This is a genomic window from Planctomyces sp. SH-PL14 (assembly GCF_001610835.1).
Taxonomy (GTDB): Bacteria; Planctomycetota; Planctomycetia; order Planctomycetales; family Planctomycetaceae; genus Planctomyces_A.
In genome coordinates this window covers 4,367,287-4,383,215 of record NZ_CP011270.1, presented here as the reverse complement: position 1 = coordinate 4,383,215, position 15,929 = coordinate 4,367,287, and the positions used below count along the sequence as shown (strand labels likewise).

At 59.5% G+C, this 15,929-nt stretch carries 13 protein-coding genes; 2 read left to right on the top strand and 11 right to left on the bottom strand.

The genetic code is table 11. The features are described from left to right. Positions 1–61 precede the first annotated feature (61 nt). From VT03_RS16985 to VT03_RS16970, 4 genes are read right to left on the bottom strand one after another with little or no spacing between them, the layout of a single operon-like run. On the bottom strand, positions 62–1,252 hold the full coding sequence (locus VT03_RS16985; RefSeq protein ID WP_082846286.1) for a DUF3322 domain-containing protein: 1,191 nt from the start codon (positions 1,250–1,252) through the stop codon (positions 62–64). Continuing rightward, complete coding sequence (locus tag VT03_RS16980) at positions 1,206–4,604, bottom strand: ATP-binding protein (protein WP_075094081.1); 3,399 nt, start codon at positions 4,602–4,604, stop codon at positions 1,206–1,208. The genes VT03_RS16985 and VT03_RS16980 overlap by 47 nt, the downstream gene beginning before the upstream one ends. A 39-nt stretch (positions 4,605–4,643) precedes the next feature. Further along, positions 4,644–5,258, bottom strand: coding sequence for a DUF4194 domain-containing protein (locus tag VT03_RS35260; protein ID WP_075094080.1), 615 nt, complete (start codon positions 5,256–5,258; stop codon positions 4,644–4,646). Next, complete coding sequence (locus VT03_RS16970) at positions 5,248–6,726, bottom strand: DUF3375 domain-containing protein (RefSeq protein ID WP_075094079.1); 1,479 nt, start codon at positions 6,724–6,726, stop codon at positions 5,248–5,250. Before VT03_RS16970 ends, VT03_RS35260 begins: the two co-directional genes overlap by 11 nt. 1,101 nt (positions 6,727–7,827) lie before the next feature. Here VT03_RS16970 and VT03_RS34245 point away from each other — a divergent pair. Then, positions 7,828–8,907, top strand: a complete 1,080-nt coding sequence (locus tag VT03_RS34245; protein WP_197488978.1) for a tyrosine-type recombinase/integrase — start codon at positions 7,828–7,830, stop codon at positions 8,905–8,907. On the opposite strand, the gene VT03_RS16960 is transcribed toward VT03_RS34245, so the two are convergent. After that, on the bottom strand, positions 8,863–9,099 hold the full coding sequence (locus tag VT03_RS16960) for a helix-turn-helix domain-containing protein (RefSeq protein WP_075094077.1): 237 nt from the start codon (positions 9,097–9,099) through the stop codon (positions 8,863–8,865). The two genes, VT03_RS34245 and VT03_RS16960, sit on opposite strands and share 45 nt — an antisense overlap. After that, the gene (locus tag VT03_RS16955) at positions 9,099–10,469 is read right to left on the bottom strand and encodes a hypothetical protein (protein ID WP_156514560.1); all 1,371 of its coding nucleotides are present in this window, start codon (positions 10,467–10,469) and stop codon (positions 9,099–9,101) included. The genes VT03_RS16960 and VT03_RS16955 overlap by 1 nt, the downstream gene beginning before the upstream one ends. 906 nt (positions 10,470–11,375) lie before the next feature. Here VT03_RS16955 and VT03_RS16950 point away from each other — a divergent pair. After that, positions 11,376–11,642, top strand: a complete 267-nt coding sequence (locus VT03_RS16950) for a hypothetical protein (RefSeq protein ID WP_075094075.1) — start codon at positions 11,376–11,378, stop codon at positions 11,640–11,642. Positions 11,643–12,743: 1,101 nt separating this feature from the next. Here the strand turns inward: VT03_RS16950 and VT03_RS35255 are convergent. The 5 genes from VT03_RS35255 to VT03_RS16920 all read right to left on the bottom strand — a co-directional run bounded on the left by VT03_RS35255 (position 12,744) and on the right by VT03_RS16920 (position 15,172). Further along, positions 12,744–13,019, bottom strand: coding sequence for a DUF1488 family protein (locus VT03_RS35255; protein ID WP_075094073.1), 276 nt, complete (start codon positions 13,017–13,019; stop codon positions 12,744–12,746). A 687-nt stretch (positions 13,020–13,706) separates the two neighbouring features. Then, positions 13,707–14,036 carry a hypothetical protein gene (locus tag VT03_RS16935; RefSeq protein ID WP_075094072.1) on the bottom strand — a complete coding sequence of 110 codons (330 nt, stop codon included), beginning with the start codon at positions 14,034–14,036 and terminating at the stop codon, positions 13,707–13,709. Between the two features lie 78 nt (positions 14,037–14,114). After that, the gene (locus VT03_RS16930; RefSeq protein WP_156514559.1) at positions 14,115–14,342 is read right to left on the bottom strand and encodes a hypothetical protein; all 228 of its coding nucleotides are present in this window, start codon (positions 14,340–14,342) and stop codon (positions 14,115–14,117) included. Positions 14,343–14,507: 165 nt separating this feature from the next. Next, a complete protein-coding gene (locus VT03_RS16925) occupies positions 14,508–14,741 on the bottom strand; it encodes a hypothetical protein (RefSeq protein WP_075094070.1) in 234 nt (77 codons plus the stop codon). Between the two features lie 128 nt (positions 14,742–14,869). Next, positions 14,870–15,172 carry an RNA recognition motif domain-containing protein gene (locus tag VT03_RS16920; RefSeq protein WP_075094069.1) on the bottom strand — a complete coding sequence of 101 codons (303 nt, stop codon included), beginning with the start codon at positions 15,170–15,172 and terminating at the stop codon, positions 14,870–14,872. Between the last annotated feature and the right edge of the window lie 757 nt (positions 15,173–15,929).

Here is a 15,929-nt window from a genome sequence, read left to right as displayed (position 1 = left end):
TGGTCAACGGGCACACTGCACGCCGCATTGACGATCCGACTTCGCAAGGTCGGCAAAGCGATCATCTAGCGACAAAAGCCGCCTGGATGTGTGAGACCACGAAGTCCTGAGGAATCCGCTCCTGTTCGATGCGGAGATTCGAGGCTGAGCAGACCTGGAACGCGGCTGCTTCTTCAGGAAGAAGGTTCATTCCCAGTCTTCCTAATCGTCCATTTCCGACACCCCTGACGGTGGGGCGCAGGGCAAACAGCGACTTCTGGTCCATGAACAGGCTTCTGACATTCGGAAAGACGGTTCGGAGGCGCGAGAGAATCTCGAATCCGTCGACGTCGATATCTCCCCAGTACCAGACAGCTAGCTGAGACAGCCATGTAACGTATCGAAGATCGCTGACGCTGTTACCAAGGCCTCCCAGCGCAATAGCCCCCGCGATCGGAGGTAGTGTCAGCAGATTGATCTTGTTCTCGACGATCAACACCGACTCCGCCGCGATCGGATGGGATGCCAGTGAATGCAACGGAATCGCGCATTCGCTCCAGGGCAGGTTCGCCCTCTGCCTGACAGCCTCATCCAGAAATCGCACGGAGATCAACGGTTCGACGTAACGGAGCCCGAACCGTCGATCGAAGTGCTCCTCGTCCGCACGGATCGCGTGGGGAGGAAGAACAAGGTCGAGCCAAGACCTCAAAATGCCACGATTGCGCTCTACGAACTTGGTGTCGAGCGGCAAAGGCAATTCCCGAGCGAAGAGCTGCGGCCACGGATGGGCCAACAAGAAATCGAGCACCTGCAACAGCCCGTCGAGCTCCGCGGCGGAATCGACGACCTCAGCGGGATGAGCGCGTACCCACGGTGCCAACTGCGGATATCTCTTGCGCAGCTCCGAGACGGAGCGGGCGAACTGAGCAAACTCGCGTTCTTTTCCAATGAGACCTAAGAAATCGTCCTGGGTCTCGAACAGAATCTGCCGCGGAAAGCGATTGCGACCATGTGTTCGTGAATTGCGATCCTCCCATTCCACGGTGTATCCAAAGCCGATCCTTTCCTTGGAGCCATTTCTGAGCTGTTGGACGGATTCACTTGCAACGGCTAGGTTAGAGTCCAAGGTCTTGTCGCAGGGAATCACTCTCGGAAAGAACGGCTGGTCATCGAGCCAAGCCCATTGGAATGGCCGATAGAGGCTCGTCGCCTTTCGCTGGATGTCTTCAGGCCGAATCATGGTGATGTGCTGCCGTCGGTTCGGAAGTCTCATGATGCCCGGCGCACTCCTCGAACGCTTCCGCTGTCATCTCATAGATCGCCGACCGATTGTTCTTCTTCACCGCGTGGAGGTAAGAACCCACGTACGGTTGAGTGACTCGCGCCTTGGCATCCAATGGGGCCACAATCAGCACTTGGAGTCCGAACTGCTTGAACAGTTCCAAGGCATACTCGGCGTGTTGGTCGTCGACCTTGGAGAACATCTCGTCGACGACGACAAAGTGAAAGCGGTCGCTGACGGAACTCTCCGGGTCGAGGTCATACTGGTAGGCGATGGCGGCCACCAGAATCGTGAAAGCCAGCTTCGCTTTCTCGCCTCCGGACTGCCCACTGCTGTCCTGGTAGACCGAGACCGACTTGCCTGTCTCACGGTCGATGACGACCGCGAGAAAATCGAACCAGCGACGGACGTCGGTGACCTTGTTCCGCCAAGTGCGATTCTCCTCGTCCTGCAGACGCAGAATCAACTCTTTAATCCGAATGAAGCGCGCCTCGTTGGCTTCGGCCGTGTCTTCAAAACTCCCCTCCACGCACTCGCGGAGTCGGGTTTGAAAATCTGTGATGTCGACGTCCCGGATCGGCCGTGGCTCCAGCTGGATGTGCGTCCCCAGCCGGTACTCGAGTTTTTGCAGCGAGGCATTGAGCAGTTCGATCTTCTCCTCGATCTTGCGCCGCTCCTGTTCCAGAGCGCTGCGAAAGAACCCGATGTCTTCGATGACGTTCCGATTGAGCCGTTCCTTGAACCGCTGCTCATGTCGAGGAAGGTCATCCTCCAGAATCCGTTGTCGAAGCCCCAAGAAACTGCCGAGGTAGTCCACTGACGCGCTCAAGTCGGCCGACTCTTCGGGAGCCGATCGCAAGAAACGTGACATCGCCTCCGTCAGATGATTCTGTTTCGGCGCGACCTCTTCCTTCAGGTCTGCAATTCGTCGATCCTGTTCCCTGCGGAATCGCTCTCGACGGTCGAAGAAATTGTCCGTCGTCAGTGGCGGACTGGCCAACTCCGAGTCGAGTTCGCTGAAGACTTTCCGATCGGCTTCCAATCGACCACCGGCTTCGCGACGCCCCAGCTCAGACCGGGCATTGACAACAAGCGTGTTCGCCTCGCGAATCCGGAGTTGGTGCTCTCGTTCGTCACCAACCAGTCCCTCATCCCGCTGTCTCAGATCGGCCTCTTCCGCTTCGGTGTCGCTCAGCCTCGTCTTCAACGACCGGAGGGTACTTGATCCGGCCTCGATGGCATCCCGCTCTTCTTCGAGTCGGCGAACCTCTCGATCGTGCGTGGCGAAGTCGATCTCAGCAAAGCGTGTTACCCGCTGGATCTCCAGAATCGCACTATGCTGGAACTGCAGCTGGGCCGTCGCGTCATCGACGGTCTGGATTTTGGACGACTCGACGGCATCGATCTCCTCAAGGCGTTTGATCGCGGCTGCGATCCGCTGCTTCTTCTCACGGTTGTCCCATCCCAAGACGAAGTTGCGAGGGTCGACCGCCTGCTCGCGGTCGTCCTTTTCATGCCGCTGGCGTCCAGCCTTCACATGTCGATTCCGGGTGATCGCCATTCCCCGCTGCTCATGGAACTCCTCAATCGTCTCGCAGCATCGATAGTCGAAGCGATCGAGCAGTTCTCCTTTCAGCCACGGAAGCAGCGAGTGGCCTTCACGAAAGTCCAGTTTGCCAACCAGCGAATTGCGATCTGGCTTCGTTCCAGGCCCAGTGGGACGCGCTGCCACATGAAGGTACACAAGTCGCTGTCCTCGCCCTTGGGCGGTCAGCCGAGTCCTGTCGATGTACTGAGAAACCGTTCGGTAGTACCTGTCGGGCACCAGCAGGCTCAATGCGAGCCCCCGGAGCACTTTCTCGATCGAGGACTCCCAGTCCCGGGCCGTTGCACTGACTTGCATCAACTCCGCAGCAAAGGGGAACTCGCGTAGCGGCAATCCCAGCTCGCGGCAGAGGGCGTCGCGGAGCTGAACCGACCATTCAGGGATATTCTCTTTGCGACGGTTCAGTCCATCCAGTTCTTCGCGGCACGTGACGAGGTCTCGGCGGGCTTCGCCACGAACAAGGAGCGATGCGTCTCGTTCACTGGTGAGCCTCGCCGCTTCTGCCGTGAACTCAGCCTGGAGTTCTGCAACGCACCTCCGCACTAACACGAGTGAGGCTTCGTCGTGAACTTCGACAGAGAGAGACAAACGGTCCAGCGCTTCCTGGAACCTTCCGTGCGCCTTTCGTTTTTGACCGGCATGGGCGCCTTCGAAAGCGATCAGTCCGGGGATCAGTTTGAGCCGATCCCCACCGACGTTCTCGATCTCGTTTCGAAGAAGCCGAGCGCGCTCCTGAAGAACGCGAATCTGCTCCTTCACCGTTTCTCGTTGTTCGGCAGTTTCCTTCCGCTGACGTTCCTCCTCGGCGATGGCCGGCACGAAAAGGTCGACTGTTCTCTGAGCGAAATAGGCGGCGGAGGCATTCACAAGCCTTTCGGCGTGGTCCAGTCGGGTCTTTGCATGCCGGTATTCTTCGCCGATGCGGGCGACAGGTTCCAAAAGATCTCGCTGTTGGCGGACGCGGACGAGGCTGTCGTGCGCTTCACTCAGCTGTGTGAAGTGCCCCAGGAGACGATCAAACTTTTCTTCCCAGTTGTGAGGTTCCAGCATGTGGTCGCGAATGAAATCGTTTAGCCGCTGGATGTCCTTCACTGCGACAGTCTGATTGAAGACCTCCATCGCCTTCGGTTTGACGTGCGTCGCCTTGCTGAACCACGCCTCAAACTCTTGGAAGGTCCGGGTCGCGCGAATGCCGCGGCCCTTCAGGACTTTGACAATGTTCTCCGTGGACTCCAGATGTCCAAAGTCCTCGCGAATGGACCGTTCGCCCTCGGCGCAGCAATACACCTTCTCGACGCTCTGGTCTCCGGCCAGATAGAGAACCTGAGCGATCGTAAAGACCTTGTCGATGCCCTGATTGCGGAAACAAGCCAGGATCACCGAGTACTTTTCCCCCTTCGGCCGGAGATACTTGACGCGAACTCCTCCATCGTCGTCACTCCCACGGTCGTAGGCACCGAGCAGATACGAACGCTCGTCCCGTTCGCGCTTCTTGGCTCCCGCGGCGACATTGAAGTTCCTAACGCCTGGACGAACGAGCAATGTCAGAATGGCATCGACCAAGGTCGATTTGCCTGAACCGTTCTGGCCAATCAGAAGGGTCGATTCGCCCTTCGGAGCAACAGTGAAAATATGCTCGTCGAACGTACCCCAGTTCCAGAGTTCGACTTTGCGAAGTCGATATCCCTTGGACCTCGATTCGACGAACGAGGATAGACTCCGATGCTGCGTGATCATAGCTCCGTTTCCACTTGCTCAGTACCTGCGTTCTTCCTCTCAGGACGCCGTTGACAGACTATTCTGGCCTCGTCGCTCGATGGCCGTCCGTAACTGTCGTTGCAAATGCTCAAGTTCTTCGGCGGTGAGGCGAGCTTTGAGAATACGACGCACTTCCCAGCGGGAAGGCTCTTCACCGAATCGCCGAACGAAGCCGAGATCTTCGAGTCTCTTCAGGTTGGACTGCAGCTCTCGCTGCTGCCGAACCTCATCGCCGTGGGCTGCAAAGTAGCCCTTCCACTGATCAAGGAGTTCGGACTCATCGACAACGCATCGGTCGTCGCGGGTGTCCTCATCCTCGAAGCGACGAAGTGCGTCTCGGAGCAGTACGCACAGAAGCGTCTGTCCGAAGCTAAGCCGGGTCGCCTTGAAGAGCTTGGGGATTGCCTCGTACCCGGCCGGAAGAGTCTCTGCCGCGAACTGCCGCAAGTAGGCCAAGCCTTCGGATTCGTCGACGACCAGTTGCAGTCCCAGCCGAGCGAAATACTGCTCGAGTTGCGAGCTGTTCGCGAGGACAAGATTCCAGGCGCGGCCGTCCTCGAACTCGACGACTCCCTGCAGCAGCTTCACTGCGGCCACGCTCCAGTCGCGAAACTCCGGATACTCATTTCGCATGATGATTCCTCGCGGGATGGAAGGTGACACGGGGAATCGTGACGCGAAAGAAATGGTTCCCCGGCGGCCCGGACGAGACGACGACCGTCTCCATGAGAGCGGAATCGATTGAATGCCCGTCATCTGCAGCGATCTGGATGTAACCGATCACTTCCACCACTCCCGCATCCGCGGGATGGAGCTCCAGCAGTTGCTTGAGCGTTGGCGAATGGTGAATCGCCAACATGTGACGAATGCAGTCCCGCATCCCGTGCCAGTCGAGCCGTTTCAAAGCGGCAAGTTGCGCAAATGCGGCGTTTCTCTCAGCGGCGTCGGGTTCGAAGTTGGATAGATCGATGTCCTCAAAGCGAGGGGGATCGACCCAGAAGGTCCGGCGAAAGGGAGATTCGATAGCGAGATCAAGGTCGAGCTGGATCCCCACCTCCGTCGAGTCTGGAGACTCGGCGAAGTCGGCCGCCAAAACTTGAATCTCTTGAAGGAGCTTTGCAATCCGTTGCCGCTCGGCATGGGCTCGCACATCCAGAAGGCGCCGTAAGCTGGCGGAAAGTCGCTGATTCGTGCGTTTGACCTTCTCGGCCTCGCTCTGAAGCAACGTGACCATATTGCGAACCGTTTCCAGACCGTCCTGCTGCTGGACCAGTTCTGGAATCTGGCGGATTTCGCGAATGATCTTTTCGAGTCGTTCCGTCTGCGTTGGGGAAAGAATCAGCCGAACAAACTCGTAGAAGCTGACCCCCTGGTCTTCCTGCATCAGAAGGTCTTCGGCATCCAACGCGAACTCAAGGATCTTACCGCGCGTCTGCTCCCCACCGACTTGCCGCTGCTGGACCTGCGTCGTGATGTCGCGGAATGACTCTTCCACCGCTCGGAAGTCGCCTTGGAGCTGGCGAAGCAAGGACACCGCCGTCGCAAATCGTTCCCGGATCTGTGCCGGTCGGTACTTCGAGATCCGGCCATCGTTCTCGATCTGTTCGATCTCCGTTTGCAGCTTGTCTCGCTCTTCGCGGAGATGGTGGAGCCGGGTTTGGGGATCATCGGACGCCCCGATCACCAGGTCTGACAACGTTTCGATCACCAATTTGAGGCGGGACTCTGTCCCAACGAACCCAAGATCCTGATCCAGAACACGATCGAGGAAGGCGAACACGTCCTCAGTGTGGGGCGTGAGTTGGTACACCGGTTCTTCGCGCCCCGCCTCCAGAAATCGCTGGAGCCATCGCGTCTCGCGCGAGCACCAGTCGCTGATGTAGACCTCGGGCTTCCCTATAAGCGCTTCGGGATGACTTTCCTGCAGCTCTTCCTGATAGGCGGTCAGGCTTGCGAGCAGATCTGAGTGCGGAACTGCGATCTGTCGACTCTGCTTAAACTGACGGTCCAAGAAATCGATGATGAATGGAGCGTTTCGGGCGCGGAGTAAATGCAATGCCGGCGAGGTCTCGAAGTAGACGAGGAGCTTGCCGAGTCGCATGAAAAGTACCTGTCACGAATGCAGCAAAATCAAGTTCTCTCCTGCGGCGCTTCCTTGCCTAGTGGTTCGCACGACCAGTGTAGTGTACACACCTTCACATGCGTGATCGAGTTCTCGCTTGAAAAACAGGCCAAGCTTTTCGGGGGGGGGGTATTTGGGAGTGCAGTAGCAACGAAGCGCCTCAGTCACGGTTCACTCCACATGCATCGGTTGAGGAGCGGAAGGATGAGACTCCCGTCGACTCGTGGACTGGTTCAGGATCACTCGTTGCGGCCGCCTGACATCTGAGCTCTGAAACCGCGCACGCCCAAGAACCACTGGCTCAATGTGACTGTCGGTTGTCACGTGGAAGTATCGATCTGCCGCGCGCAGACAGGCGGGGACAAAGCGAAGAAAGACGCTGCCAGGGCCTGTCAGAAGACGCTCGACTTCGTCGAAGATCAGCATGGACGGGCGGCTTCTTTGAACGATTCGTGCGGCCCCACCGAACTCCGGTCGACGCGGTAGGTGGCACGCGAGGCCTACATTCAGATGCGCGGCGATCGTCGGGTGGGTGATTCTCCGTCAAATTCCGTCGGAGCCCGACGCCTCGTTCGGGTAGCATCCGCCGCCCTTGTCCCTGGCCTGGCTCGGTGTTCGGCTTTGGCCCATGAAACGTCGCAGGCAGTAATCCGGCCGCAATGGGAGCAGAGCAGGTCAGAACGCATGCTTCCGGCCATCAGTAAGGGTTCGAGGTCGCCGACCCTTGTGCTCTTCGTCGATCGCGAGAAGCAGGTCTCTCGGTCGCTTTGCGACCGATTGGCCCATTCCATGGGCGGACATAACCTTTGGAGACAGAATCGGTTACGACATGTGTTGGTGACATGGAAATGGCCATCGTTCGCGGGTGCGAATGACGATGATTTCCAAGTCCGCAGCTTGGCCTTACCCTCGGCGAGTTCAAATCCTGTCACCCCGACTTTACTTACGACGACGCGAAAAGGGACTTGCAGCAGCTTTTGCAGCAACCCCATGAAAAAAGGCCTCATCGAGCTGCAACTCGATGAGGCCCCGCGAGCCTTTCAGCTCAGCGAGTGGTTTCACTCAGTTGAGAGGTTCGTCATGGATCCCAAACCTTGGTTTCGCGCCCACGATGGCTGGTGGTATGTTCAGGTCCGAACAGACGGGGCACGCCGCCAGGTCAAGCTGGTCAAAGGGCAGGAGAACGAGGCGGAAGCAGTCCGCCGTTGGCATCAGCTGATGCTGACCGGAGATTCTCCGCAGTCGATCGCGGATGCTGCCCGCGCGATGTCGCTGATCGGGCTGGTTGACGTTTTTCTGGACTACGTCAAACGAGAACTCTCTCCCGCGACGTTCGATTACTACGAGCTGTTTCTCAGCTCTTTCTGCCGGACAATCGACCGCCGGATGCAGATTCCCGCCCTCAAGCCGTTCCACGTCACAGCATGGCTGGCAAAGAAAACAGGCTGGAACACCAGCACGAAGCACAACGGCGTGCGAGCCGTAAAGCGGGCTCTCAAGTGGGCAATGGAGGAGGGATACATCGAGACGTCCCCGATCGCCCACATGAAGGCCCCGCCGAAGCTTCGGCGAGAGACAATCATCACTCCGGAGCAGTTCCAGCTGATTCTGTCCGTCAGCCGCGACCAGTGTTTTAAGGATTTGCTGTTGTTCTTGTGGCACACCGGCGTCCGCCCCCAAGAGGCAGCCAAGATCGAACGCCGCCACGTCGACCCGAACCTCCGGCGAATCGTATTTCCGCCGTCCGAGGCGAAGGGCAAAAAGGCTCCACGGGTCATCTACCTGAGTGATCCCGCGTTTGAGATCGTCAGCCAACACATGGTCACCCGAAAGGGCCACCCGGTGGAGGGAGCGATCTTCAAGAACGTGATGCGTAGGCCCTGGAACAAGGACTCGCTCAATTGCCGCTTCCGCAGGATCAAGCAGAAGACAGGAATCTCCGTTTGCGCGTACCACTTCCGACACTCCTTCGCGACGAATGCACTTCAGAACCTCGACCCCATCACCGTCAGCGTCCTGATGGGCCACTCCGACGCCACAACGCTCGCCAGGACCTACCAGCACTTGGCGAAGAAGCCGGAGTACCTTCAGAAGGCGGCCCAGCAGGCGATCACGTCACAGCCGAACGTGCTTGAGACGGACGGGAGGAACAACGGGTAACTGCGGAGCCTTCTCAGCGGGAGCGCGGCGACAGGATTCGAGGTAGAGGGAGAGATCCTCTTCCGAAACCCGAATCACGCCGCGCCCCACTCCGATTCGATGATGGGCCAGCTTCCCGGACTCGACCAGCTGATACGCGGCCGCGCGACTGATGCTGAGACGATTGGCGACTTCCTGAACAGTGAGGAACATCACTCGTCCCCCTCCGTGTCCTCTGAGACGCCGAACAGAACCATTCGGATGGCCACGAGCTCGCCAAACCTCTCGGCTTTGGAATAGTTCTCCAGTAGCATCAGCACGACGGCGAGCCCTTCCTTGAGATCCGTGATCCCGAAGAAGGCACAAACGGAGACGAACCGTCCCCAGAGCTGCGCGAGCGCTCCCTTGAGATCAGCCCTCGGTTGCGGGTTGATCCTGCGAAGCTCGGAGACCTCGCCAAACCGACTCGCCACGTCCTGAACCTTGGCCCACATCGGAATGACGGTCCGACGCGAGACGTTCTTGTTGTCACGGTGTCGGAAGGAGATGCACAGCGTTGTGAGGGCTTTCCACAGCCCACCCAGCTTCTTGTCCAGATCGTCGAGAGAGTCGATCTGAAAGGACTTCAGCGCCTCACGGCGCAGTTGGAACTCGACTCGCCACACGTCTTCCGCCCGTTCCAGCTTCCAGATGTCGTAGAACCACTCCTTCTTGCTCTTGATGATCTCCTTCGTCTTGTCGTAGATCCGGCACTGAATCGATGACGTGCCGGCTCCGACATGGAACGTCTCCATTCGCTTCTTGCCGAAGACGCGATACTTCAGGTTCCTCGGCACCAACAGTGTCCGGAGCGCTTGGTCGTCGAGCCCGCCGGGGATGTGGAAGTCGGCGCAGACATCGCATCGGCTAACCTGCACTCGGTCTATCGACATGCCGAGCTGCGTTACCTGCTCCAAGACGAGGCCGACAGCCCCGTGGACTCCGTGTTTCCAGAGGAGGCTGGAGTCGAGTGCGGCCATCACCTTCGGAGCCTGGCCGTTCGCGGACTCGCTTCTCCGGATGAAGATGTGGAATTCCGGAAGAGTCAGCTGCCATTCATAAAATCGCTTTCCATGCGCCAGAACGAGACATCCGGGAATCGATGGGTGCAGTACACCCCTCGTGTTCTTGGCCGACTCCTTGAGCTTGGTCAGCTCGCCTTCCAGCTGCTGCCATCGCATCGGCCCAAACTGCCCGTAGATCCCGATGTCGAGCGAGTCGATTCCGTGCGCGAGGTAGCTGCACTCCCCTGGCACTGAAATGTTGAGACCGGATGTTATAGGTGATCCGGTCTCAACGGCGTCTTCCTCCTCCTCCAGAAGTGACTCCCAGCAATCCCCGCCGGACAGTTCGATCGCTCCGAGCGTGGCCGCTCGTCGCTCCTCACCACCGGCGGGACCGCTATCTGCCGACAGCGGCGAGGGCTGTTCCGTACCGTGTTCCGCACCATTTGATCGTTCGCGTTCGTGCAGTACATCCCCGCTGCCGTCCCCGTGACATCCCTGCTGCGCGGACCAGTTCTGGCCATCTTCCAACGGACTCATCCGTTCACTCCATCGCGAGAAGAGACTCGCCGATGAAAGAATCGACGAGGGCGAATCCGCGATGGCAAGGTTCGACACGACCCGGATTCTGGGCACCGTGTCACCCGCAAAGAAGCGGGTTAGTGGAGTGAACTCGTGCAGCCATCATGGGCCGCAATCGAGTGGATGCTTTGTTGATTTATGCTGTCGCAGACAGTTCCCAGCGAGAGCCGGGTGAAGTTGGTGAGTGGGGAAAACTCTACGAGTGTCGATAAGTCACGTCAATCGGTGTTTCAGCTGCCATCAAGCTCCGCCGCAGTCGATTGGTTCATCAGGAATCCGACCTCGCCCCCCCGCTCTTCGGCTGTGAGAAAGGAAGTGCTGGCTTGTACTCCTTACAAGTCCACCTCACGACCGTCCACTTTCCCAGGCATGATCAATGACGCCAAGTCCTGGCTTGGCCACGCAAGCCCGATACCACCCCGCTCGAAGGAAACGATGCGGCATTCCGCTCTCACGCGAGGACTTGACGCGAGTCAAGTTCTCGTCGCCCCCCGAGTTCCCCATTCTGATCCAGGACGGGGGGCATTTTCCTTCGCTCGTGCAGTCTTCCTCCATCGGGGTCCGGGCCCCCCAGAACGAGCCCCAACCGCGACGGATGAAGACCGCAGCAAATCAGCACGAACATCCAACGTCGTTCACACCAGATTGCATCCGCCATAGCCACATCCAAAGCGTTGTCGCCGTCGGCTAGACGCGCTTCGGGCTGATGTGGCCGTCCGTCCCCGGAAAAGCCTAGTCCGTGGACAATGCCGGGAGGGACGCCAGGTGCGGGGTGTCCCCTGACGGAGAGTGGGGGAGAATGGAGGCAGGATGGAGTGACCTGCCGGTCGCCACCTTCGGCAGAGTGACTCACAAGGGAATGAAATGAAGACAGATCTGGTTTTGTTACGGGACGAGGTGGCGTTACTTAAAATGACCTCCATGCAGCGAGTGATCAGCGGGACGGGCGGAACGCTGTCGCAAGATGGTGCGTGTGACTTCTGCTGCGAGCATGGTCTCGGCGAACGGCAGGGAGACGACTTCCGCCTAACGCCGTGGGGCGATTGCGTCGCACGTAAGTTAATTCGTGACGGCTCTATCGGCACGGTCTGGCTGCTGGAGTCGCAGCTCGACGTGCTTCGAAGAAGCTGAGAATTGCCGTTGCGTAGAGATCCCAAGGCCGCCCGTCGCGGAAAAGACGTGTCTGAGTCGGCAGCGATCGTGAAGAACGGTCGCCGACGCAGCTTTTCCGCAACGCCACTTTGCTTGAATGGAGAGAAAACGTGGTAGCGGAAGACCTGATGTTTTCAGACATGAGTTACGAGCTCCTACAGTCGACGGCTGCGAGGGACGGGGTTGCCCTTGAGCGGCTGACGATGTCGACGACGGCAGCTGCTTGCCGGTTGGCCCAGCTCCGCTTGGTGACCCAGGAGGGGGGCCGCTTGATGGCGACACCTCGCGGGCACATGGTGTGTCGCGCCGAGGCGGAGACATCGGCGGCTTGGGTCGGTATCCGGGTCAGGGCAGGCGCCCTCTGGGCAACTGAGCTCGCCGAGGAGTGGGCTGCACTGGACGACCTGGCTCGAAGCCCGTGGGGACGCGAAGGCTCATAGGCATGGAACCGGTGCGACATCTGAAGATCTCCGAGGAGGAGTGGCGGTTGCTGGTCGACTTGGAGGACGGGTTCAATCACAGGCGCTACGAACCGGATGGGCTCCGTTGGCGATGGATGGACTGGAGCGCGCGGGCTTGATCGAAGAGGTGCCGAACGGTTACCGCGTCACTGAACTTGGCCGGCGGGTGAGGGCGGAGATGCCGGCGTTCGGTCATGGCGGCCCGCGGGTCTGGACAGGCCTGGCTGAACTCCCGGCGCTGCCCGCGGAGTTGATTGCGGAAAACGACCGTAGCCCCCCGGCCTGCCCCATCTAACAGGCAATGTTCTGGGGTTTCTCGGGGCAACTTGTCTCAGGTCATGCGGGGCGGCGAACCTCCCGATGACAGCGGCGAGCCGCATTGCCCTTTCTGTGCCGGTGAGCAAATGGGCAGTCGCTAGGCCTTGGAGGACCGGGAGCGGCCCGCAACTGCTCTGCCGCATTCGGAATTCCGGCACAGGTGTCACCGCTAAATGACTACGCCGAGGGCGGATCGGGACGGCGGCGATGCTCTCAAGTCAACCTCGCTCCGACCTGAACACCGCAGGGGCCTGTCGGCATCCGCGGAGTTCGACTAGTAAGCGAGCTAAAGGCAGGACACCTAATCATGTTCAAGGTCCACTTGACCGATCACAATTTCTTCTCCCGCCTCGGCTGCGTCGAGCTTTCTCTTGGCCGCGGTCTCGAACTCTCGGAAACGGGTATCGAAGACGTGCAGCAGGTCTACAGGCCTGGAGCATGGAAGGCCGCCATCGGTGATCATCGCGGTTGAGACAACGCACCATGTTGGTCGCCCGTTCACAAATGCCGCGAATCGCACAGCGTCTCGTTCGAAGAGGTACTCTCGCTGCCCGGTAAACTCGATGGTCCTGGTCATGATTTTATTCCGTGGAAGCGGTGCTGCTGTCCGACTGATACGAACTGAGACCGATGATCTTTCCAGCGATCATGCATTCTGTCCGAAGGCTGCTCGACTATCGCAACAACTGCGCCACCGCATCTGTCGCCTCGGCTGCAGTATTCTCGTCTGTCATTCCACAGGGAGACTCCAGCATCGTCTGCCGCCCTGCCGCGACTCCCGTTGGCAGCTTCAGGGACTCTGCGACGACGTCGTCTCGGCAGTTCGCGTCTCCTTGGTGACGCCGTTGAGGTCGTGTCGGACGTCCTCGACATGCTCTCGCATCTCACGAGCGTTCGCGTCACGCTCTCGCGAGACAGACCGCTGTGCCAAGATCAGAACCGCGAAGCCGCAACCCAGACAGGCGACGAAGAGGAGCAAACGGCCAAGTCGCGACGGTCGTTCTTCTGAGGCAAGGGAATATCTCATTTTAGCTCTCCAAAGGCGGGGACGGTCCGGGGAACTGGGGGCGGCTGCACACCGCGAGCCTTATGCGAGGCCAGCTTCATGGGCGTCTAACCAAGCCTCGACCTCACTCCCTAGGACAACCACGAGAACCCTTCATCGCGACGGATCGTCGCCTCGATCTCGCCGCCAATGATCTGCCGATGTTCGGGCCAGACTGATCTGAATAGAAGAAGCATGCCGGCCAGTATCCCGCGGGCTTCATCTGTATAAGGCGGGTCGCTTGTGAACTGCGTCCTCGATGGCCTTGAGTCGAACGGCAACCATGCCTTGCTCCGCCGCGAACTCCTTCCGCTTCTGAAGAGGGGCGATCCCTTGTTTGACGGGGGCCGGCGGTAATGGCTCGCGAAGCAACTCGTCCCGGATCTCGATGATCGACGCATGCTTGTTATACATCGATGCCGCACGCTCGTACGTGTCCCGGTACGTTCTGGCCCCGCGGGCGTTCAATCGCCGTTCCGCAAACTCGTCAATGGCTTCCTGCTCGGCCGCCGGGTCGTGAACCAACGTCTTTGAATCTCGATCAAGCACGCTGGTCTCCTTTTGGCCGCCGGAAATGCCGGGACATCGACGACAGAATCCGCAGTCGACGCGGCCCCGAGCTCAACGTCACGCCAGAGCCTTCCGCCCCTCTCCGGTGATGCGGTACTGATCCTCTGCGACGGATTCGATATAGCCCTGACGGATGAGCCGTTGCAGCGCGATCAATCCCCGTGGCTCGAGGTTGACCCCCCGCAGCGACGCCGACAGTTCCGCGGCGGAGAGCGGCTTCGAGGCATCCGCGGCACAGCAGATGAGGTCAAAGTCGTCGTAGTTCATTCGCTCTGCGGTCGCCATCACATTCATTCCCACAAAGAACGCCACGAGGCGTCCGAGTCTCCGACAAAGCCCGCCCGCCTGAGCCACCTAGTGGTCGACCAATCGATCGATGTCGCACATCTGGGCCAGTGTTCTCTTAGAATTCGCCTCTTCCGAATGCGACATTGATCACCGGGTGGTCTATTAGGGGCCCAGCGGTGGCTTGGGGCCATCCACGGCCGCCGTCCCTCGATCCGCCTTCTTGAGGTCCTTACGGACCCGCTTGTCCTCCGCGCGACGGCGCTTGTCCTGCTCTCGCTGCCTCTTGACGAGCGTGTTCCGATTCTTCGAGATGATCCGCTCCCAGCGTCCTAAGAATGCTGCCACATGGTCTTGACCGAAGAGAACGCGAAGCCCCGCCGCGCGTCTCGCGAGCAAGGCTCCGCCGTTTCCCGGCCGCCGGCTGGAGTCGCTTCAGCTTCGCTGTTCAGCCATCACCCGATGGTGCCGCGAACACGCGACCGCCAACTCACAACCGACGACGGAAGAACGCTTCTGAACCCGTCCTAGTATCGACCGCCCCGGAAACCGCCGCCCCCGCCCCCGCCGCCGCTGCGGGACTCGCGAGGCCGCGCCTCGTTGACGGTCAGCGAACGTCCACCGACATCGTGGCCGTTCAGGGCGTTGATGGCGGCCTTCGCTCCGTTGTCGTTCGACATCTCGACGAAGCCGAAGCCCTTCGAGCGACCGGTGTCCCGGTCCATGATGACCTCAGCGGACCGGACTTCTCCGTGCGCGCCGAACAAATCCTGCAGGGTCTGACTTGTCGTATCGTAGGTCAGGTTGCCTACATAGAGTTTCGTAGCCATGACGTTCCTTTCGATCGTCGCGCGCGGGGCCGCATCCGAAGGAACGGTTTCGCTGGACGAGAAGCGATGGGGACCCGGCCAAAGCAGACGGGTCGTTCATCCAGCAACAAAGTGGAATGAGATGAAGCGATCTTAGCAGAACGCGATCGGCGAACGGCGAGGGAAACACGCGAGTCCCTCGGAATACAGCAAATCGCGCGGCGCTCGGTTTGAAAGCGGTTCCTTTCGCGGGCCGGAGACGACATCCAGAGAACGTTCCGTCCCGTTCATCGGGACCGGGTGAGAGGCGGGACTACTGTCCGCACGCATCCTTTGCAGCCCGTCATCCGGCGAACACCCGCAGAAGAGTCTCTTCCAGTTTCTGCACGACTCGATCGCGATCGATGCATGCCACGACGGTTTTCCCCACAGCCACGGCCCCCCCGCGACCGGAACTCGTACGAATGCTCCACCTTGGCGGGAGTGAGACGCGATTCCCATGTGCGCAGCGTAAACCGTTCAGCGATCGCGAGGGGCTCGATCACGTCACATTCCACGTGGATCAGCACGAGGAAGTAGCCCAGGTCTTCCAACTGACGCGGACTGATTCCCTGCTTCCGGAACAGCTCCATCCGTCCCAGTTCGAGCCACTTCACCAGGGTCGACATGGAGGAGCCGTCGACACCGGCCCGCTCGTTCGGCCGGACTACGACGTCCATAGTCATCTCCAGCGGACGAAAGGTCACTGCGGCGACGGACGAGCTCATCTTCTCATTCT

What these genes read in the sequence shown, in the direction of transcription:
- VT03_RS16985 (WP_082846286.1), bottom strand. Translation starts at nt 1,252, where the DNA reads ATGAGACTTCCGAACCGACGGCAGCACATCACCATGATTCGGCCTGAA.
- VT03_RS16980 (WP_075094081.1), bottom strand. Translation starts at nt 4,604, where the DNA reads ATGATCACGCAGCATCGGAGTCTATCCTCGTTCGTCGAATCGAGGTCC.
- VT03_RS35260 (WP_075094080.1), bottom strand. Translation starts at nt 5,258, where the DNA reads ATGCGAAATGAGTATCCGGAGTTTCGCGACTGGAGCGTGGCCGCAGTG.
- VT03_RS16970 (WP_075094079.1), bottom strand. Translation starts at nt 6,726, where the DNA reads ATGCGACTCGGCAAGCTCCTCGTCTACTTCGAGACCTCGCCGGCATTG.
- VT03_RS34245 (WP_197488978.1), top strand. Translation starts at nt 7,828, where the DNA reads ATGGATCCCAAACCTTGGTTTCGCGCCCACGATGGCTGGTGGTATGTT.
- VT03_RS16960 (WP_075094077.1), bottom strand. Translation starts at nt 9,099, where the DNA reads ATGTTCCTCACTGTTCAGGAAGTCGCCAATCGTCTCAGCATCAGTCGC.
- VT03_RS16955 (WP_156514560.1), bottom strand. Translation starts at nt 10,469, where the DNA reads ATGAGTCCGTTGGAAGATGGCCAGAACTGGTCCGCGCAGCAGGGATGT.
- VT03_RS16950 (WP_075094075.1), top strand. Translation starts at nt 11,376, where the DNA reads ATGAAGACAGATCTGGTTTTGTTACGGGACGAGGTGGCGTTACTTAAA.
- VT03_RS35255 (WP_075094073.1), bottom strand. Translation starts at nt 13,019, where the DNA reads ATGACCAGGACCATCGAGTTTACCGGGCAGCGAGAGTACCTCTTCGAA.
- VT03_RS16930 (WP_156514559.1), bottom strand. Translation starts at nt 14,342, where the DNA reads ATGGCGACCGCAGAGCGAATGAACTACGACGACTTTGACCTCATCTGC.
- VT03_RS16920 (WP_075094069.1), bottom strand. Translation starts at nt 15,172, where the DNA reads ATGGCTACGAAACTCTATGTAGGCAACCTGACCTACGATACGACAAGT.